This is a genomic window from Streptomyces sp. Edi4 (genome assembly GCF_040253615.1).
In the GTDB taxonomy this organism is placed as follows: domain Bacteria; phylum Actinomycetota; class Actinomycetes; order Streptomycetales; family Streptomycetaceae; genus Streptomyces.
The window spans coordinates 1166754-1186071 of sequence record NZ_JBEJGY010000004.1; the positions used below are offsets into that span (position 1 = coordinate 1166754).

12 protein-coding genes are annotated in these 19318 nt (G+C 73.1%); 5 read left to right on the plus strand and 7 right to left on the minus strand.

From position 1 onward, the window contains the following. The first annotated feature begins 276 nt into the window (after positions 1-276). The 3 genes from ABR738_RS07300 (at position 277) to ABR738_RS07310 (ending at position 4482) form a co-directional block, all read left to right on the plus strand. Entirely contained in the window at positions 277-1716 is a 1440-nt protein-coding gene (locus ABR738_RS07300; protein WP_350229160.1) for a GNAT family N-acetyltransferase, read from the plus strand. A gap of 83 nt (positions 1717-1799) precedes the next feature. Beyond that, the gene (locus tag ABR738_RS07305; RefSeq protein ID WP_350229161.1) at positions 1800-3476 is read left to right on the plus strand and encodes a DUF885 domain-containing protein; all 1677 of its coding nucleotides are present in this window, start codon (positions 1800-1802) and stop codon (positions 3474-3476) included. A gap of 211 nt (positions 3477-3687) precedes the next feature. Next, positions 3688-4482, plus strand: coding sequence for a hypothetical protein (locus tag ABR738_RS07310; protein WP_350229162.1), 795 nt, complete (start codon positions 3688-3690; stop codon positions 4480-4482). A gap of 34 nt (positions 4483-4516) precedes the next feature. Here ABR738_RS07310 and ABR738_RS07315 read toward each other — a convergent pair whose 3' ends face one another. The 3 genes from ABR738_RS07315 to ABR738_RS07325 all read right to left on the minus strand — a co-directional run bounded on the left by ABR738_RS07315 (position 4517) and on the right by ABR738_RS07325 (position 9533). Next, positions 4517-7534, minus strand: a complete 3018-nt coding sequence (locus ABR738_RS07315; protein WP_350229163.1) for an AAA family ATPase — start codon at positions 7532-7534, stop codon at positions 4517-4519. Then, complete coding sequence (locus tag ABR738_RS07320; RefSeq protein ID WP_350229164.1) at positions 7531-8685, minus strand: exonuclease SbcCD subunit D; 1155 nt, start codon at positions 8683-8685, stop codon at positions 7531-7533. The genes ABR738_RS07315 and ABR738_RS07320 overlap by 4 nt, the downstream gene beginning before the upstream one ends. A 221-nt stretch (positions 8686-8906) precedes the next feature. Beyond that, on the minus strand, positions 8907-9533 hold the full coding sequence (locus tag ABR738_RS07325; RefSeq protein ID WP_350229165.1) for a YigZ family protein: 627 nt from the start codon (positions 9531-9533) through the stop codon (positions 8907-8909). Between the two features lie 147 nt (positions 9534-9680). Here ABR738_RS07325 and ABR738_RS07330 point away from each other — a divergent pair, with 147 nt between their 5' ends. Together ABR738_RS07330 and ABR738_RS07335 are read left to right on the plus strand one after the other, a co-directional pair. After that, entirely contained in the window at positions 9681-10088 is a 408-nt protein-coding gene (locus tag ABR738_RS07330; RefSeq protein ID WP_350234464.1) for a CoA-binding protein, read from the plus strand. Between the two features lie 98 nt (positions 10089-10186). Beyond that, positions 10187-11050 carry an alpha/beta fold hydrolase gene (locus ABR738_RS07335; protein ID WP_350229166.1) on the plus strand — a complete coding sequence of 288 codons (864 nt, stop codon included), beginning with the start codon at positions 10187-10189 and terminating at the stop codon, positions 11048-11050. A 46-nt stretch (positions 11051-11096) separates the two neighbouring features. Here ABR738_RS07335 and fxsT read toward each other — a convergent pair whose 3' ends face one another. The 4 genes from fxsT to ABR738_RS07355 form a co-directional block, all read right to left on the minus strand. After that, complete coding sequence (fxsT, locus tag ABR738_RS07340) at positions 11097-15071, minus strand: FxSxx-COOH system tetratricopeptide repeat protein (protein WP_350229167.1); 3975 nt, start codon at positions 15069-15071, stop codon at positions 11097-11099. After that, a complete protein-coding gene (locus ABR738_RS07345; RefSeq protein WP_350229168.1) occupies positions 15064-16410 on the minus strand; it encodes a TIR-like protein FxsC in 1347 nt (448 codons plus the stop codon). The genes fxsT and ABR738_RS07345 overlap by 8 nt, the downstream gene beginning before the upstream one ends. Positions 16411-16604: 194 nt before the next feature. Continuing rightward, on the minus strand, positions 16605-19034 hold the full coding sequence (locus ABR738_RS07350; protein ID WP_350229169.1) for an FxsB family cyclophane-forming radical SAM/SPASM peptide maturase: 2430 nt from the start codon (positions 19032-19034) through the stop codon (positions 16605-16607). A gap of 20 nt (positions 19035-19054) precedes the next feature. Further along, positions 19055-19246 (minus strand): hypothetical protein, encoded by a 192-nt coding sequence (locus tag ABR738_RS07355; RefSeq protein WP_350229170.1) that lies wholly within the window; start codon positions 19244-19246, stop codon positions 19055-19057. Positions 19247-19318 lie beyond the last annotated feature (72 nt).

A 19318-nucleotide genomic window follows, 5' to 3' on the forward strand; every position in this document is an offset into this window, starting at 1 on the left:
ACCGCCGGACGCACCGCGGACGCGCCACCGGACAGGCCCGGACGCGCCCGGACCCGCCCCGGACGACGCACCGCCCGGCCCCTCGCCGCCCGGCCCCTGGCCGGCCACGCCCCGCCCTCGCCGCTCGAATGCCCCGCCGAACACGACCCGCCACCGGACGCGGTCAGTCCACGCCACGCTCGGTGGAAAACAGCCAAAAGAGCATCAGAAGCGCACTTAACCCGTCGGTCACAAACCGTTCGTGATCACGCAACACCGCTCGGCCACAGTGGTGCCATGACGAATAAGCAGGCCACCCCTCCCGCAGACACCACCCCCGTGCGCCACACCCGGACCCGCCGTCACGCGTGGCGCCGCGACCTCGTCGAACTCGCCGCGGTCTTCACGGCCGTGGCCGTCGCCGACGCACTCGCCAACCTGGTCGCGCACGGCCCCGACGGGTCCTTCCTGCTGGTCGCCTCGGCCGCCGCCCTGGTCGCGACGGCCGCGTTCCACACCTGGTGGGCACGGCGCCACAGCCACGCACCGCCGAGCACGGTCACCGACGACACCGGTGATGCCAGTGATACCGGCGGCGCCACGGCCCACGGCATCGCGGGCGCCGGCGGCGAGGCGCGCGGGACGGCCCTGTGGCGGATGCGCACCACGGTGCGCGACGAGCCGGGCAGCCTCGCCGTGCTGTGCGCCGCGCTCGCCGGACACCGGGTGGACATCCTCACCCTCCAGACGCATCCGCTCGCCGACGGCACGGTCGACGAGTTCCTGCTGCGCGCGCCGGCCCAGCTGTCGGCCGCCGCGCTGTCCCGGGCCGTCGCCGCGGCCGGCGGCGCGGACACCTGGACCGAGCGGGCCGACGCCCACGACCTCGTGGACGCCCCGACCCGGATCCTCGGCCTCGCCACCCGCACCGCCCTCGACGCCGCCGAACTCCCGCTGGCGCTCCGGCAGTTGCTGGGCCGCTGCACCATCCACTCCCGGCCCTCGGTCTCCCTGACCGGCCGCGCCCAGGGCGAGCCGGCCCCCGTCGAGGGCGTACTGGAGAAGACCAGCATGCGGCTGCGCGACCCGGGCGGCGGGACCATCACCATCGAGCGGCCCCATCTGCCGTTCACCCCCACGGAGTTCGCGCGGGCCCGCGCCCTGGTCGAACTGGACGCCCGGCTCGGTCCGCGCGTGCCGCGCGGCGAGGATGTGCTGACCCTGCCGGAGGGCAACGAGATCACGGTGCGGCGGGCCGGGCCCGGTGATCTCGCGGCCGCCAAGGACATGCACGAGCGCTGCTCCCCGCGCACCCTGAGCCTGCGCTACCACGGCCCCGTCGCCGACGCCGACCGTTACCTCGGCCACCTCCTCAGCCCCCGCTACGGGCGCACCCTCGCCGTGCAGACCGCCTCCGGGCGCCTCGTCGCCCTCGGTCATCTGCTGTGGGACGGCGACGAGACCGAAGTCGCCCTGCTCGTCGAGGACTCCTGGCAGCGCCGGGGCATCGGCTCGCTGCTGCTCCGCCGTCTGACCGTCCTCGCCGCCGAGGCCCGCTGCGACAGCGTCTACGCCATCACGCAGGCGTCCAACACCGGGATGGTCGCGGCCATGCGCGGGCTGGGGCTCCCCCTCGACTACCAGATCGAGGAGGGCACCGTGGTGGTCACGGCCCGCCTCGGCGAACCGGCGTCCCCCGGCGCGTCCGCGCTGCCCGGGCACGTCGAACGGCGCTGACCGGAGCGCGTCGCTACGGTCCGACAGGTGCTCGCAGCACAATAGGTGGTGACGCGGAGCCCTCGCTCGGAGAGGATGTCCGCATGTCAGTCTCCTCCAGCAGCGCGCTGCCCCGCCAGGTCGCCGACGCCTATGTCGACGCACTCATCGAACTCGACCCGATCACCGGGAGCTACCTGGGCGTCAGGGCGAGCCACGCCCTCCTTCCCGACTTCTCCCCCGCAGGACAGTCGGCCCTGGCCGACCTGGCGCGCACGACGCTCGCCCTTCTCGACGAGGCCGAGCGGCGCCCCGGCGCCGACAGCGACGCCGAGCGCCGCTGCGGCCGGCTGCTGCGCGAGCGGCTGACCTCCGAACTCGCCGTCCACGAGGCGGACGAGGGCCTGCGCAGGATCAGCAACCTCAGCTCGCCCGTGCACGACATCCGGATGGCGTTCTCGATGACGCCGACGGAGACCGATGAGGACTGGCGCGCCCTGGACGCACGCCTTCGCGCCGTGTCCGCCGCCATCGAGGGTTATCGCGCCTCACTCGAACTCGGCCTGGAACGCAAGCTGTTCGGTGGCCCGCGCGCCACCGCCACCTTCATCGGCCAGCTCGGCGAATGGATCGACACCGGTTTCTTCGAGACCCTGGCCGCGCCCGGCCCGAAGTCCCTGCGCGAAAGCCTCGACGCCTCCGCGGCCGAGGCCTCCGCCGCGCTCGGCGCCCTGCGCGACTGGCTGCGCGATGTGTACGCGCCGGCCATCGAGGGCGCGGGCGACACCGTGGGCCGCGAGCGCTACCAGCGCTGGTCGCAGTATTACAACGGCACCGCGCTCGACCTGGACGAGGCGTACGCCTACGGCTGGTCGGAGTACCACCGGCTGCTCGGCGAGATGAAGACCGAGGCCGCCAAGATCCTGCCCGGCGCCGGTCCTTGGGAGGCGCTGGCCCACCTCGACGAGCACGGCACCCACATCGAGGGCGTCGAGGAGGTCCGCGACTGGTTGCAGTCCCTGATGGACGAGGCGATCGAAGCGCTCGACGGCACACACTTCGAACTCGCCGAGCGGGTGCGGAAGGTGGAGTCGCGCATCGCGCCGCCCGGTGGCGCCGCGGCCCCGTACTACACGGGCCCCTCGGAGGACTTCTCGCGCCCGGGCCGTACCTGGCTGCCCACGATGGGCGAGACCCGGTTCCCCGTGTACGACCTGGTCTCGACCTGGTACCACGAGGGCGTGCCGGGCCACCACCTCCAGATCGCGCAGTGGGTGCACGTCGCCGACCAGCTCTCGCGCTACCAGGCGACCGTCGGACACGTCAGCGCCAACGCCGAGGGCTGGGCGCTGTACGCCGAGCGTTTGATGGACGAGCTCGGCTTCCTCACCGACCCCGAGCGCCGCCTCGGTTACCTGGACGCCCAGATGATGCGCGCCTGCCGGGTCATCATCGACATCGGCATGCACTTGGATCTGGAGATCCCGGCGGACTCGCCGTTCCACCCGGGCGAGCGCTGGACGCCGGAGCTGGCCCATGAGTTCTTCGGCTCGCACAGCAGCCGGCCCGCCGACTTCGTCCAGAGCGAGCTGATCCGCTACCTGTCGATGCCTGGTCAGGCCATCGGCTACAAGCTGGGTGAGCGCGCCTGGCTGCTCGGCCGCGAGAACGCCCGGGCCCGCCACGGCGACGCCTTCGACCCGAAGGCCTGGCACATGGCGGCCCTCTCACAGGGTTCGCTCGGCCTCGACGACCTGGTGGACGAACTCTCCAAGCTCTGAACCGCCCCGGGGGCGGCCCGTTCAACGAGCCGCCCCCGTATGGCGTGCTGCCCCCGGCCGCGCGACGTGAGTTTCCAAAGTCGCGGTAAAGTCAGTTTTCGAGGCCCTGCCGCGACCCCTGTCGTCAGAGCCTCGTTCCATGTTCGAGGCAGGCATGACCGGTGGGTGACGCGGCCCGGAACAACACTCCCGCGCGAGACCCGGAGAACCCATGCGTCGCTCCCTGCCCCTGACAGCCGCCGCACTGATGCTGTGCGCCGGCTGTTCGACGGCCGGAACCACGGCCGGCGCCGACGCGGCGTCCGAGCCCACGTTCGACCGGGGCTCCGCCGTGCGGGCCGCCGTGGCGGCCACCAGCAGGGGCCCCGCCCAGCTGGACCAGAAGATCGAGATCTCGGGCGGTGGCGTGGACGCCACCATCACGGTCATCGGCGGCATCGACTTCGCCGCAGACAAGGCGGCCCTCGCCGTCGACTTCCCCGAGGGCGGCATCAGCCACCTCGACGAGGTCTTCGCCGGCCGACAGGCCTACGTACGGGGGGCCGCGCCGGTGGACGCGGACACCTGGGCGGTGACTGCCCGCGACGCCGCGGAAGCCCATTACGCCCTGCGCGCCCCGCTCAACGATCCCCAGTACGTCCTGCGGCAGATATCCGCGATGCGTCACGTGTCCCAGCGGGGCGAGGAAGAAGTGGCGGGCACGCACACCGTGCACTTCCGGGGCGTGCTCGACCACGACACGCTCACGCTGCGCATGGCCAAGGAGACCCGGGAGAAGATGGCCAAGGCCCGTGACCTCATCGGCGGCGATCTGCCGGTCTACGCGGACGCGTGGGTCGACCAGCAGGGCCGGCTTGTGCAGACCCGTACGTCCATGGATCTCGGCGGTAGCCAGGCGACGGTGACGACCGTGCTCTCCGGTCCGGGCAAGCCCGTCCAGGTCACTGTCCCCGCCACCGACAACACCGTCCCGGCCGGCGGTTTCACGGGAATCCTGACCGGCTGAGGCCCTGGCACGCGGGGCGGATCTCGGTGGGCCGCTATCCCCGGCCCCCCTCCGCCCCCCTCACCCGCACCGACGACCCCGTCCGCCCCTTGACCACTTCCAGCTGGACCGGGATGCGGCGGCGCAGGTCGGCGACGTGGCTGACGATGCCCACGCTGCGGTCGCGTTCGCGCAGCGAGTCCAGTACGTCAAGGACCTCGTCCAGGGTCTGGTCGTCGAGGCTGCCGAAGCCCTCGTCGATGAAGAGGGTGTCCAGGCGGGTGCCGCCGGCCTCGTCGGTGACGACGTCCGCGAGACCGAGGGCGAGGGCGAGGGAGGCGAAGAACGTCTCGCCGCCCGACAGCGTCGCCGTGTCACGCTCGCGGCCCGTCCAGGCGTCCACCACATGCAGACCGAGGCCCGAACGCCCCCGGCCTCCCCTGGCGTCGGAGTGGACCAGGGTGTAGCGGCCGCCCGACATGCGCTGGAGCCTGGCGGTCGCGGCGGCCGCCACCTGTTCGAGGCGGGCGGCCAGCACATAGGACTCCAGGCGCATCTTGCGCTCGTTGTCCGCCGATGTGCCGGCGGTGAGGCCGGCCAGGCGCGCCACCCGCTCGTACTCCACGCGCAGCGGGCCGAGCCTCCGGGTCTCCTCGGCGGCGAGATCGCTCAGCGAGCGCAGTTCCGCGCGGCGGGCGCGGGCCGCCGCGAGCGCCGAGGCGGCGTCGCGCAGGGCGCGTCCGGCTTCGGCCTCCTCGGCGGCGGCCTCATCCGCGCGGGCGGGCGCGGCCCGGCCGGCCTCGGCGGTCCCCGGTTCGGCCAGGCGCGCGGTGACCGTGGCGTACTGGTGCTCCCAGGCGTCGATGCGGTGCTGGACGTCGCGGCGCGCGCGTTCGTCGATGAGGGCCGCCGACGCCGCGGCCGGGGTGTCGAACCCGGCCCGGAACGCCGCGTCCGAGAGCCGTCCGTCGGCTTCCTTCAGCCGCTCGGCGCTGTCCTCGACGGCGCGGACCGCCTCCACCGCGTCGGCGAGGATGTCCGCCCGGTGTTCCAGCAGCTCCGCCTGCTCCGCGACGCTGGCGGCGCCCGCCCGGGCCTGGATCAAGTCCTGCTCCAGCGCGGCCTGTTCGCGGTCCAGGGCCTCGCGGCTCGCGGTGTGGGCGGCGATGTTCTGCTGCGCCGCGCGCTGGGCGGTCAGGCGCTGCTCGTACTCCCGTTCCGCCGCCGCGAGCGCGAGCCGGGCCTCGTGGAGCCCGCCGGCCACGTCCCGCGCCTCACCGTGCTCGCGCCGCAACTCGCTCTCCTCGCGGGCCAGTTCATCGACGCTCGCGCTTCCCGCCTCGGCCTGCGCGGCGGCGAACTCCTCCCGTACGAGGGTGAGCGCGGCCTCGGCCTCGGCGCGGGCGGCGTCGGCGTCCTGGTGGGCGCGCCGCGCGGCGTCCTCGGCGGCGCGGTCCACCTGGCCGGCGCCGGGGCGTGCGGGCGCGGGATGGTCGGCCGAGCCGCACACCGTGCAGGGCTCCCCCGGGCGCAGCCCCGCCGCGAGCTCCGCCGCGATCCCGCGCAGCCGCTCCTCGCGCAGCGCCAGCCAGTGCTCGTGGGCGTCGCCGGCGGCCTCGCGGGTCTCGGCGTGGCGAAGGCGCGCCGCCTCGAGCCGGTCGCGCAACGCGTCGCGGGAGCGGGCGGCCCGGAGGCGGCGCCCGGCGGGTTCGAGCCGGCCGGCGAGGTGTTCGGCGCGGGCGGCGGCCTCGTGGGCGGCGTCGATACGCCTCTGGTGGCCGAGCCGGGTGGCCTCCCAGCCCGCCAGCCATCCGGCGGCGTCGCTCAGGACGTCCTCGTCGGCGCGGGAGCGCCGGTCGAGGCGGGTGCGCTCCTCCTGGATCTGCGCGCTGCGGTGCTCGGCCCTGCGGGCGGACTCCAGGGCGCCGAGGTCCTGGCGCATCCTGCGCTCCAGGGCGGCGAGCTGGCCGGCGCCCGCCTCTGCGAGGTCGGGGTGCAGGCGTGCGCGGGTGCGGTCGCGGCGGGCGGTGGCCGCGTCATGGTCGCGCCGCGCCTGCTCCCACCATTGGAGGGCGGGCGAGACGAGATCCGCCTTGCGGGCCCTGTCGAGACGGCTTCGCAGCTCCTCCTGTTCGGGGCGGCGGGAGGCCAACTCGTCGGCTTCGGCGCGGGCTTGGGCGTGGCGTTCCTGGAGGGCGGCGAGCCCGCGTGCCTGCTCGGCGGCGCCCCGGGCGGCGGCGTGCCGGGCCTCGGCGGCGTCCACGCCGGCCGAGGCGATGTCGAGGCGTTCGGCGGCGCCGGCCCGCGCGACGGCTGCCCACTCAAGGACCGACGAGGCGAGACCGGGGTCGCCCGGCCGCGCGGCGGGCACCGGCCAGGCGCGCGTGTCGGCGCTGTCACCGGCGGCCTGCGCCATCCGCTGGAGATGGGCGAGCAGCCGCTCGTCGCCCTCCTTGACCTGGCGTTCGGCGGCCTTGCGCAGCTCGGCGAGGCGGTCCTCGACGGCGGCGAACCTACGGGTGTCGAAGAGCCTGCCGAGGAGTCTGCCGCGCGCTTCCGCGTCGGACCTGAGGAACTTGGCGAACTCGCCCTGCGGCAACAGGACGACCTGGCAGAACTGCTCCCGGCTCATCCCGATGAGCTGCCCGAGCTCTTCGCCGACCTCCTGGTGCGAGCGGCTGAGGGCGCGCCAGGCGCGTTCGTCCGGGTCGTACTCGCGCAGCCAGGTCTGCGCCTTCTCGGTGGTGAAGCCGCTGCCGCGCTTCTTGGGGCGGTCCTGCTGGGGGCGGCGGGTGACCTCCAACCGCCGTCCCCCGACGGTCAGTTCGAGCAGGACCTCGGTGAAGACGTCAGGCGCGGCATGGTCGCTGCGCAGCACGGTGCCCGGGCTCTGCCGGGCCCCCGGCACCGCCCCGTACAGGGCGAAGCAGACCGCGTCGAGCACCGAGGTCTTGCCCGCGCCGGTCTGCCCGTGCAGCAGGAAGAGGCCCGCTCCGGACAGCGCGTCGAAGTCGATGTCCTGGCTCGTCGCGAAGGGGCCGAAGGCCGTGACGCGCAGGCGGTGCAGCCTCACCGGGCCACCTCGCGCACTGTGTCGTCGACCCGTACGGCGTCGAACACCCCGCGCAGCACGGTCCGTTCGCGCTCGTCGGGGCCGCTGCCGCCGCGCACGTGCGCCACGAAGTCCTCCGCGATCTGCTGGTCGCTGCGGCCGCTGAGGCGCCGCGCGTAGGAGGCACGCGGGTCGCCGTCGGCGCGCTCGGGGTCGAAGGCCAGGCTCAGGGTGTGCGGGAAGCGGGCGGCGATCTTGGCCATGGCGTCGGCGGGGCGCACCGCGTCGGTCAGCGTGGCCTCCACCCAGGCCTGCTCGTGCCGGGCCAGGGCCGGGTCTTCGAGGAGCGCGTCGAGGCGGCCCCGGATCCGGGCGAGCGGCCGGGGCACCGGGCAGTCGATCCGTTCGGCGCTCAGGTCCCCGTCGGCGGCGAGGTCCACGAGCCACATGGACTTGCGGTGGGTGGCCTCGGAGAAGGAGTAGGCGAGCGGCGAGCCCGAGTAGCGGATCCGCTCGGTGATGACCTGGCTGCCGTGGAGGTGGCCGAGCGCCACGTAGTCCACGCCGTGGAAGACGCCCGCCGGCACGGCGGCGACGCCGCCCACGGTGATGTCTCGCTCGCTGTCGCTCGGCTCGCCCCCGGCCACGAAGGCGTGGGCCAGGACGACCGAGCGGGTGTCCGCGGGACGGCCCGCGAGGTCGGAGCGCACCCGTTCCATGGCCGCGCTCAGCACCGCTTCGTGACCGCCCTTCGGCGCGGCCAGCTCGTCGCGGACCAGGGCGGGCTCCAGATAGGGCAGCCCGTAGAAGGCCACGTCGTCGATCATGACCGGGGTGCCGCAGTGCGCCGGGTCGGTGCGCAGATGGATGCCGGCCCGCCGGATCAGCCCCGCGCCCACGCCGAGCCGGCGCGCCGAGTCGTGGTTGCCGGAGATCATCACGGTCGCCACCCCGGCGTCGGCCAGGGTGTGCAGGGCCCGGTCGAAGAGGTCGACGGCGGCCAGCGGCGGCACCGCGCGGTCGTAGACGTCGCCCGCCACCAGGACCACGTCCACGTCCCGGTCGCGCACGGTCGCCACCAGATGGTCGAGGAACGCGGCCTGTGCGCCGAGCAGGTCGACCCGGTGGAAGGACCGCCCCAAGTGCCAGTCCGAGGTATGGAGAATCCTCAAGACGCCGCTCCGACCCGCATGCTTCCCGTCATCCTCTCCGGTGCCCCACCGGCCCGTCACCGGACCCGCCGTCCCACGGGCCACGCCGGCGCTCGCCGGTACCTGGCCCCTCACGGCCCTCAGTCTGACATCGCCCACCGGGGTGTCGTGGCCAAAGGGGTGATCACGGCCCGGACCACCGCCTGGATCACGGGCTGACCACGGCCTGGATCACGGGCGGTTCAGCCCTCCCCGTACGCCTCGCCGCCGAGCTCCAGCGTCGCGGTGCCGGCGGTGGCGTCGGCGAGCCAGTTCCGGAAGCCCTCGACATCGGCCTCGGGCAGCCCGATCCCGATGGTCACGGCCTCCGCGTACCGCACCTCGCGCACGGCCCGGCCGGTCGCCCTCAGGTCGTTCTCCAGTTTGCCCGCGCGCTGGTGGTCGACCGTGACGGTGGCAAGACGAAAGCGCCGGCGCACGACCGTGCCGAGCTCGTCCAGGGCTTCGCCGACCACTCCTCCGTACGCCCTGATCAGTCCGCCCGCGCCGAGCTTGACCCCGCCGTAGTACCGGGTGACCACGGCGACGACGTAGCGCACCTCGCGCCGGGTGAGCATCTGGAGCATGGGCACCCCCGCGGTGCCGCCCGGTTCGCCGTCGTCGCTCGCTTTCTGCACGGACGCGTCGGCGCCGATCACGTACGCGAAGCAGTGGTGGCTCGCGGCGGGGTGCTCCTTGCGGACGCGGGCGATGAACGCCTGCGCCTGTGCTTCGGTCGCGGCGGGCGCGAGCGCGCACAGGAAACGCGATCTGTTGATCTCGCTCTCGTGGACACCCTCGCGGGCGATGGTGCGGTACTGCTCGGGCATCCGCCCACCCTATGCGCCGCTGGGCGGATGCTCCCCCGGCCACCCCCGGCGTGGGGCGGGGCCCGGCTCCCCGCGGGCGCGGCGGCGGTGCGACCATGGCCGCCCAGCACCCCGCGACACCGCTCCAGGAGACCCCCCGTGATCCCCGTGCACGCCGACCGGGCGACCATCGCCAAGATCCTCACCGCCACCGGCGACACCTGGGCCGTGGTCGGCCTCTCCGCCAACCAGGACCGGGCCGCCTACGGCGTGGCCCGCGTCCTGCAACGTTTCGGCAAGCGGATCGTCCCGGTCCACCCCAGGGCGGAGAGCGTCCACGGCGAGCGGGGCTACGCCACGCCGGCAGAGATCCCCTTTCCCGTCGACGTGGTGGACGTGTTCGTCAACAGCGGCCTTGCGGGCGCCGTGGCCGACCAGGCAGTGGCCATCGGCGCGAGGGCGGTCTGGTTCCAGCTCGGCGTCATCGACGAGGAGGCCTGCGCGCGCACCCGCGCCGCAGGCCTCGACATGGTCATGGACCGCTGCCCGGCGATCGAGATCCCACGATTGGGCTGAGGCGGCGCGACGGAGCGCGCATTCGACGAGTGCGGCCCTGTACCCCTGAATCGCTCGCGCTCATACTGGCGCCAACCAGACCTACGGGGAGGCACCAGTTGGGGGAGCTGATTCGTACCAGGGACGGGCGCACCTTAGCAGTCGAGAAGTATGGAAACCCTCGGGGGAGACCGGTCTTCCTGCTGCACGGCACTCCGGGCAGCAGGCTCGGCCCGGCCCCGCGCGGCGCGGTGCTCTACCGCCTCGGGGTGCGGCTCATCACGTTCGACCGGCCGGGGTACGGCGACTCCGGCAGGCTGCCGGGGCGCCGCGTGGCGGACGCGGCGGCCGACGTCGAGGCGATCGCGGACGCGCTGGGCATCGACGAGTTCGCCGTGGTGGGGCGCTCCGGCGGCGCGCCGCACGCGCTGGCCTGCGCCGCGCTGCTCCCGGACCGCACCGCGCGGGCGGCGGCCCTGGTGGGGATCGCGCCGCGCGACGCGCAGGGGCTCGACTGGTTCGAGGGGATGACCGAGTCCAACGTGCGCGAGTACGTCAACGCTGCTGCCGGACAAGGGCAGTTGGCGACCGCGCTCGAGATGCGCTCGATCACCATCCGCGCCGATCCGAGGCGTTCGGTCGACGACATGCGGCGCGGGCTGCCCGAGCCGGACCGCGGCATCGTCGCCGACGCGGGCATCCGGGTCATGCTGGAGCGCAACTTCCAGGAGGCGCTGCGCAGTTCGGCCGACGGGTGGATCGACGACGTGATGGCGTTCAGCACGGGCTGGGAGTTCCGTCCCGAGGACATCAGCGCGCCGGTGCTGCTGTGGCACGGCGAGCAGGACGTGTTCGCGCCCGTGCAGCACACGCGCTGGCTGGCCGAGCGGATCCCCGGCGCCGAGCTGGTCGTGGAGCGCGGCGCGGCCCACTTCGGGGCGCTGCGCGTGCTCACCCGCGTCCTCGGCTGGGCCACCTGGTGAACGGCGGGGAGTGCGTGGCCCACCGGCCCCGCGCTCCCCGCGTCACTCACACCGGCTGGGGCTCCAGGTCCCGGTTGATCCGGCGCCAGGCGCGCGCCGCCTCGGCGATGGGATGGTCCACACCCAGTTGCTTGGCGGACGGCTCCAGGATGGAGGCGCGCAGCCGCTGGGCCTCCTCCTCGCGTCCGGCCGCCCGCAGGGTGATCGCGAGGTTGGACCGACAGGCGAGCACGTCGGGGTGGGTGGGGCCGAACCGCTCCAACAGGCCCTTCAGCGCGGTCCTTTCCCAGCGTTCGGCTAGGTCGGGGCGGCCCATGTCGCCGTAGGCGTTGGCGAGGTTGATCGCCGCGCACAGCGTGAACGGGTGGCGCGGGCCCAGGACTTCCTCAAGGGCGGCCCGCACGTCCTCGCCGCCCCGCGCCGCCTCCTCCGCGGCGCCCAGCCCGCGCTGGTAGATGTGGACGTTGTTGCGGCAGGCCAGCGTGAAGGGGTGCTCCTCGCCCAGGGTGCTCCGGTAGCCCTCCAGGGCCTGGAGGGCCAGGTCGAGCGCGGTCTGGCGGTCCCTGGTCGCGGAGAAGTCGGCGGCCAGGTTGAGGAGGCAGGCGAGGGCGTCGGGCGCCTTGGTGCCGTACCGGCCGCGGTAGCGGTTGTACGTTTCCTCGGTCAGCCGTTTCGCCTCGTGCGGATGGCCCGCCTTGCGCAGCGAGACCGCGAGGCTCTTGGCGGTGCGCAGCGCCTCGGGCACGTCGGCGTTCAGCACCCGCTCGAAGGCGGCCACCACTTCCCGCAGCAGCTGTACCGAGGCCGTGTAGTCGCCGCTCTCGCGCAGGTCGCGCGCGAGGTGGCCCTTGGTGGTGAGGGTGAAGGGGTGGTCGTCGCCGAGCAGGGCGCTGCGCCGCTCCACGGTCTCCTCGTCGAGGCGGCGGGCCGCCTCGCTGTCGCCGCTGAGCCGGTAGTCGATGGCGAGGTTGTTCGCGGCGATCAGGGTGCGCGGGTGGTTCTCGCCGAAGATCTGCCGCAGCCCGTGGTAGATCCGCAGGTCACGGGTGAGCGCTTCGTCGAACCTGCCGAGGGCGCGCAGATCGGCCGCGAGGCTTCCGGTGGTGATGAGGATGCTGGGGTGGTCGTCGCCCGGGTGGTCCCTGTGCAGGACGCTGATCTGACGGGCGAGGGTGTCCTCGTCCATCGCCCGTGCCTCCTGGTACTTGCCCTGGGCGCGCAGGGCGTTGGCCAGCTCGAAGCGGATGTTGAGGGTCTGGAGGTCGTTCTCGCCCAGCTCGCGGGTCCAGACCTTGTTGAGCTGGGTGCCCAGCACCCGGGCGCTCTCCAGTTCACCGCGCTTGAGCAGATAGCGGATGCGGTCGACCATGAGCTGGCGGACCTTCTCCTCGTCGCAGTCGGCGATGCCGGACGCGCTCAGGTGCGGCCAGATCAGTTCGAAACTGGGCCAGCTCTTGGGGTCGTTGACGGGGTTGTCGCGGTCGACGCCCTCGACGGGGCGGGCCTCGGCGAGGATGCGGTGCACCTCGTGCTTGGCGGTGTCGGCCTCCTCGTCGCTGAGCCCGGCCCGCACCGCCGCCTGGACCAGGCGGTGCACCTGGATGCTGCTGTCCGCCGGGTCGACCTTGGCGAGCGCGAAACGGTTCAGGGTCTGGATGACCTTGCCGAGCATGTAGCGTTCGCGCAGGTCCGGGTCGTAGGGCAGCAGGGACTCGAACATCGAGTCGCTGCCGATGAGCCGCATCGAGATCGGTTCGGCGGAGAAGAACGAGCAGAGTTCGAGCAGGCGTACCGCCGCCTTGGACTCGTCGCGCAGCCGGCTGATGGAGATGTTCCAGGTCGCGCCGATCTGCTCCGAGTAGTCCTCGGGCTTGCCGAGCGAGAGCACCTTGGTGCTCTGTTCCCTGAGCTGATCCACATAGGCGTCGACCGGTGTCGCCGTCTCGGCGAGCCAGGCCGCCGCGACCTCCACGGCCAGCGGCAGGTCGCCGACCGCGTCGGCCACCCGGTCGGCGTCGGCGACCGGCAGCTTGGTCACCCGGCGGCACAGGTGCTCGATGCTCTCGGGCCGGGTGAAGACCTCCACCTCCATGGCCTCCACCTGCGTCGAGGCCGGCTTGTTGCGGCAGGTCGCCAGGATGTGGCCGTAGGTCTCGCCGGAGATGGGCTCGATGTCGTCGGGGAGCAGCTTGATGGCCCGGTCCAGGTCTTCGACGTTGTCGAAGATCAGCAGCCAGCGCGAGTAGGGGGCGCCGCGCCGCAGGGCCTGCAACGCGGCGGCGGCCGCCTCGGCCACCACGTCGCCGGCCCTGAGGTCCATCTCCTGGGCCAGCTCGGCGAGCGAGGAGACGACCCGGTCGGGCTGCTCGGCCTCGATCCACCACACCAGGTCGTAGTCGGCGCGGAAGCGGTGGGCGTATTCGCGGGCCACCTGGGTCTTGCCGACGCCGCCGAGGCCGTAGAGGACCTGCGGGAAGCGCTGGGCGGAGCGGCCGTCGCCGCGCAGCTGGTCCCGCAGCCGCTCGAGGACGGAGGTGCGGCCGGTGAACCAGGCGTGCCGGGGGCGTACGTTCCAGATCTTGGGCACGCTGCCGGGATAGCGCGGTCCGGCGGGCCCGGCCGCGAGCGAGGTGGCGGCGTCGGCCCGGTCGAACGCCTGGAGCAGGGCGCCCGCCGCGTCGTTCTCGTCCAGGCGTACGAGATCGACGACGCCACGGCTGCTGAGCGGCGGGCTGAGGCGTACGTCGCCGACGCGGACGGGCAGGATCTGGCGCCGTCCGCCCCCCGGGTCGAGCCCGGCGCCGCTCTCCCACAGGGCCCGGGCGCGCTCGGCGTTGAGGTAGGCCTGTGAGACCACCGGGATGACCCGGTAGCCGACGCCCGCGCTGAACTCGGCCTCCACCGCTGCCGATTGGGCCGTGCGGATGTCGACGGGCACGGCGTGGAAGCCGGCCGTGGTCAGCACGTGGACCAGCCAGTCCGCCCACATCTGGTCCTCGGCGACATGGGTCAGGACCAGGTTGGACGCGGGCATGGGCCTGCGCCGGGTGTAGGCGGCGACGTGGGTGAGCCGGTCGGCCTCGTCCATCGGGGGCAGCGAGTTGACCATGCCGCCGGTCAGGACGGAGGTGAGCCGTTCACAGGCGCTGAGCATGGAGCTGCTGACGTTGGGCGCGTCGCCGAAGGTGGCCAGGATCTCCTCGTAGGCGTAGAAGGGCCGGTAGGGAACCTCGACCGTGCCCCAGTAGTTGCCGAGTTCGTCGGCGCCCAGGCCGCTCGGGAAGCCCGGGAAGCTCTCGCGGGCCAGGGCCCGCCCGGCGTCCGCTTTCTCCTTCTCGCCGTCGTCGATGCGCATGGGGACGGGCAGGATGCGGATGCGCCGGTCGTGGTAGCGCTCCTCGATGTCGCGGGCCACCGCGGAGGCGCCGTCGATGCTCTGGTCGCTCAACGTGAAGCAGACGACGAGGACTTCGGGCATCTGCACGGTGCAGATGTCGGCGATGTCGCTGAGGCCGGTGCGGCTGTCGATGAGGGTGTAGTCGTAGTGGCGCTGCATGTCCTCGCGCATGGCGTCGAAGAACTGGCCGCCGCCGAACCGCTCGTGGAAGTCGTCCCAGTCCAACTTTCCGACGATGGAGGGGTAGTCGCGGTTGCGGCGGCCCGCCGAGAGGAAGTCCAGGCTGCCGCCCTGGGGGAAGTTCCAGTTGAGGGAGGTGGCGTGGGGGCGCACCCGGGCGTACTCGCGGTGCCAGTCCGGGGCGCGGTCGGCGGGGCGCCTGGCCTCGTCCTGGTAGTCGGTGATCAGGTTGATCAGGCCCGGGGTCGCCTCCAGGTCGGCGAGGTCGAGGAAGGGGTGGAAGAACCGGTGCAGGCCGGGTGCCTCCAGGTCCCAGTCGACGGCGAGGACCCGGTATCCGTTGGCCGCCAGGATCCACGCGCAGTTGGCGAGCGCCATGGTCCGTCCGGTGCCGCCCTTGTACGAGTAGAACGTGACGACGGTCCCGTTGCGGTTCTCAGTCATCTGATGAGCCCTCCGCCTTATCAGCGTGATTCTTGTCCTGGTCCGCGCTGTGACCTCGGCCGCCGAAGGCGTTGACGCCGTAGCCGATCCCGCCCGGCAGCACGCGGGGCATGGGCCCGCCGCTGCCGGGCGGTGGATAGGTCGGCGCGTTGGCCTCGAAGTGTCTGACCGCCGCCTTCACGGCACCGGGAATCGCCTTGCTGAAGGCTTCCAGGCTGGGCAGTCCCGCGCTCGGCGTGCGGTGCCCGTCGCTCTCGTCCGCCCGGGGGGCCAGCACGGCGTCGGTCTCCCGCGCCAGGTCGTCGGCGCGGGCGTGCTCCTGGGGGTCGGCCGCGTTGCCGGGGATCATGACGCTGATCCAGGGCCTGCGGGTCGCGCACAGCCGCTCCACCAGCTCGCGTCTGCGCCGCGCGTCGAGGGCCCAGCGATCCAGCAGCAGCAGCCCGGGACCGGGGGACGCGGAGGCCAGCAACCGCTGCGGCTCGGCCTCGAAGTCGCTGAGGTGCACGGCGTAGTTCAGATTGCGTACGACGTCGACGGTGTGGTCGGCGAGGGGGCGTGAGGAGACCGGATGGTAGGGGTTCCAGTCCAGGGCCTCGCTTCCGTAGCAGTCCGGGCCGCGCCCGGCGGGCAGGGTCGAGCGGGAGCAGGCGAGGACGGAGACCTCCATGTCGCGTGCGGGTCCGCCGGTGGGACCGAAGGCGGGCGGCACCTTGGCGTAATCCAGATGCGGGTCGCCGGGTTGCAGCTCGGACTGCTGGGCCACGTTCACGATGCGTTTGGCGAGCCGGTAGACGGCGCGCTCGTACTGGTCGCGCAGGTAGTTGAGCTTGATGAGGCCGTAGAAGCCCTCGTCGGCGTACTCCTCGCCGAAGGTGGCGTGGTTGAACTGGAGCCGTTCGGCGGGCTGGGGCAGTTGCCTGGCGGGCACCGGAACCCACAGCGCGGGCACGACGCCGGTCACCGGGTTGCTGTTGTTGTAGCTGTTACGGGTGTTCTGTGCGGCGGCCCGGCTGGAGAAGGCGAACCATTCGCGGCCGCACTGCTCGCTGAGGAAATACCTCGGTGAATACAGCGGAACGAACACCTTGCAGAAGGCCAGCGCCTCCGAGAGCCGTTCCTGCCACCCCTCTCCCGGCTGCATCTGCTGGTCCATGAAGCCGGCGCTGCCGGCCGGAAGGGGCGTCAGCTGCATCACATGCGCGCAGAGGTCCCGGAAGAAGCGCTGGACCCAGAGGTTGGGGTCCTTGTCCTTGGGGTCGCTCTTGGGCGTGTGCGCGTAGCTGAGGAAGAAGTAGGGCTTCTGCCCGTCGTCACCGGCCCCCACTGATCCGTGCACCACTGTCTCCCCCGGTCCAAGTGGATGGGTCCTCAGTGTAGGAACGGAAGATTCTCCGGCGGAACAGAACGAACAAACCCAGTAGGGCGGCGCCGCGCGGAACTTCGATCAGATCATGACCGAAATCATGCGCCGCACCGCGAGTCGATCAATCAAAAGGTGGGTGAATTCCCGCGATTCGCGCGGGAATTCACTCAGCTCGTTCCTTCGAGGCGGGCCGTCCACTCGGCGCGGTGGCGCCGCGCGGACCGGTCGGCGGCCGCGCGCGCCGCCGCCGTGACGGGCTCGTCCAGCCAGCCCCCCACGGTCTCGCCCATGCTCGTGACGAACTCCCGCCCCAGGTCGCTGAGGGAGCCGGAGCCAAGCAGCTCCTCGACCGCCCGCGCCGTCTGCACACGCCAACGGGCGAACTCGGCCTCGGCGGCGACGCGTTCGGCCGCCCCGGCCGCCCGCACGCGGCGCACTCGCCAGAAGTCGGTTACCGCGATGTGCGCGTACGTCCCCTGCAACAGGCCCGCCAGGGGGCGCGGGTCGGGGCGCCAGGGGGCGTAGTACAGGGCGCGGTCCGCCGGGTCGTACAGGTCGACGGCGTCGAGAACGGCGGCGAGCTTCACATGCTGGAACTCGTGCACGATGAGCAGGGCCAGCTGGTCGGGCGATGAGGGCCTGGCCGCGCCGATCGCGCCCCACGCCTCCTTGCAGGCGGCGCTGACATTGCTGCCGTCCGGCGCGTGCAGGGGGGTGATCAGACGCAGGCCCGCGGCCACGCCGTCGGCGTAGGCGGGCAGTTCGCGCCGGATGAGCGCCCAGGCGCCTGCGAGGTCGTCGGCCCACCGCTTGGCCTCGTCGGCCGCCGTCCGCCGGGCGACGGGCCACCTGTGGCAGTCCCGCAGCGGGTCGGTGTCCTCGATGGCGACGCTCCAGCCCTGCCCCTCGAAGAGGCGTACGGGCTGCCAGTGCGGGACGGGACCGTCCAGGCCCTCGTGCCAGCCGATGTCGAGCCGCCGGGCACCGGCGCACACCGTGAACCCCTCGGGTCCCGCGCTCACTTCGGCCAGGTCCGCCCCTTCGCCGAGGTGGACGCTGCCCAGTCCCGGCAGGCGCAGCACGCCGTCGCGCGGGGCGAGGCGCACGCCGCGGTCGAGTCTGGCGCGCAGCACGGTGGCCGCCGCGATCTCGGCGAGACCCTGGGCCGGCGCCGCTCGGCCCTCGAGCACGCTCAGCGCCCACGGCCGGGTGTAGGGGTGGGCGAGGACCGTGTCGAGCGCGGCGGGCACCTCGGCGTCCAGATCGGTCAGGAGCTCCCAGGCCGCCGCGCCCTCGCGGTCGGAGAGCGCGACGCGGCCGCTGACGGCGGCGAGCAGTTCCTGGTTGATCTCCAGCTGGGCGGCGGCCAGCCGCGCGATGGTGTCCGCGCCACCGAAACCGGCGGCGAGGTCGTCGAAGTCGCCCCGCGACATGGTTAGTTCCGCGGCGGGGGCGCGCGGCGGCGCGGGCACGGCCGCCTCGCGGTCCCTGATGGTGGTGATGAGCGCGAGGAGGTCGGGGCAGAACACGGACGGGTTGTCGAAGCCGTTTCGGGTGCGGTAGCGGTGGGCGTAGAGGCCGCCGCCGCAGGAGGCCACGACGGGGCACGCCCGGCACTGCGCGCACAACTGCTCGATGCCCTGCTGGCGGGCGAGCATGCCGGGGTGGCGCAGGACGTCGTCGAGCGAGTGCGTGAAGACGTCCATGCCGGTGGCCGGGGCGCCGTCGTAGGACGTCTTGAGGCTGTCGGCCTGTTCGAAGGTGCCGTCGGTCTCGATCACCACGAGGTCGGCGGGGGCGAGCCCGAGCGATTCGGTGAGGCTGCTCTCGCCCCGCAGGGTGCGCAGTACGGAGTCGAAGACGCGGACCGGGACGGTGCGTCCCGCCGCGTCCCAGCGCCGGTAGACGGCGTCCAGCCAGTCGGCGTACGGGGTGGCGGCGCCCCGGGGGCGGGGCGGCGGGGTGTCCCAGGTGGCGTGCGGCAGCAGGAAGTCGATTTGGGGCGGGGCGAGTTCGACGAGCGCGTCGTACACCGCGACCGGGTCGTTCTCGATGTCGATGGTGCACAGCAGGCCCGCGAACAGGGGGCGGTAGCGCGGGCGGCTGAGCAGCTGGACGGCGCGGATGACCTTGTCATGGCTGCTGCGGCCGTCGGCGTAGCGGCGGTGGCGGTCGTTGGAGACCTTGTCGCCGTCGAGCGACACCCCGATCCTGACACCGAGTTCGAGGAACAGCTCGCAGAACTTCTCATCCAGGAGGACCCCGTTGGTGTGCATGCGCAGATCGAGCGCGCTCACCCCGCGCAGGGCCCGCCGCAGCTCCTCGGCGGCCCGCCGCAGCCGGTCGGGGCCGGCGAGCAGTGGTTCGCCGCCGTGCAGAACGACGTGGACGGTGGCGAGCCGGTGGCGCCGGGCGTGCTCGGCGATGCGGTCCGCCACCCGGGTGAGGATGGCGGCGGAGACGGCCATGGGCCGTCCGCGCCAGCTCGTGTCCGCGTGTTCGTAGACGTAGCAGTGATCACACGCCAGGTCGCAGCGGCTGTGCACTTTCAGGACGAACTGCGACAGAGCGGGCTGGGTCGGCCGGTCCCGGTCCATGGAGAGTGTCGGTCCGCTCGTCAGAGTGCCGACTGGAAGGCCGAGACGCCGGGCACCCCGGGGGCGGCGCCGGTCGTCAGCACCCGGGTCAGGCTCGCGGGGGCGAGGCCGGCGCTCTGCGCCGCGGCCCGCCGCGTCAGCGGCAGCCGCCGGCCGGCGGGCCGGTGCGGGGCGGGGCCGGGCCGTTGGGCCGCCGAGACGAGAGCTTCCACGTGAGCGCCTTTCGGATGGGAGCACCGTTCGCGCAACGGGTGCTCAGCGGGTGCTGTGGGGTCGCTGCGCGA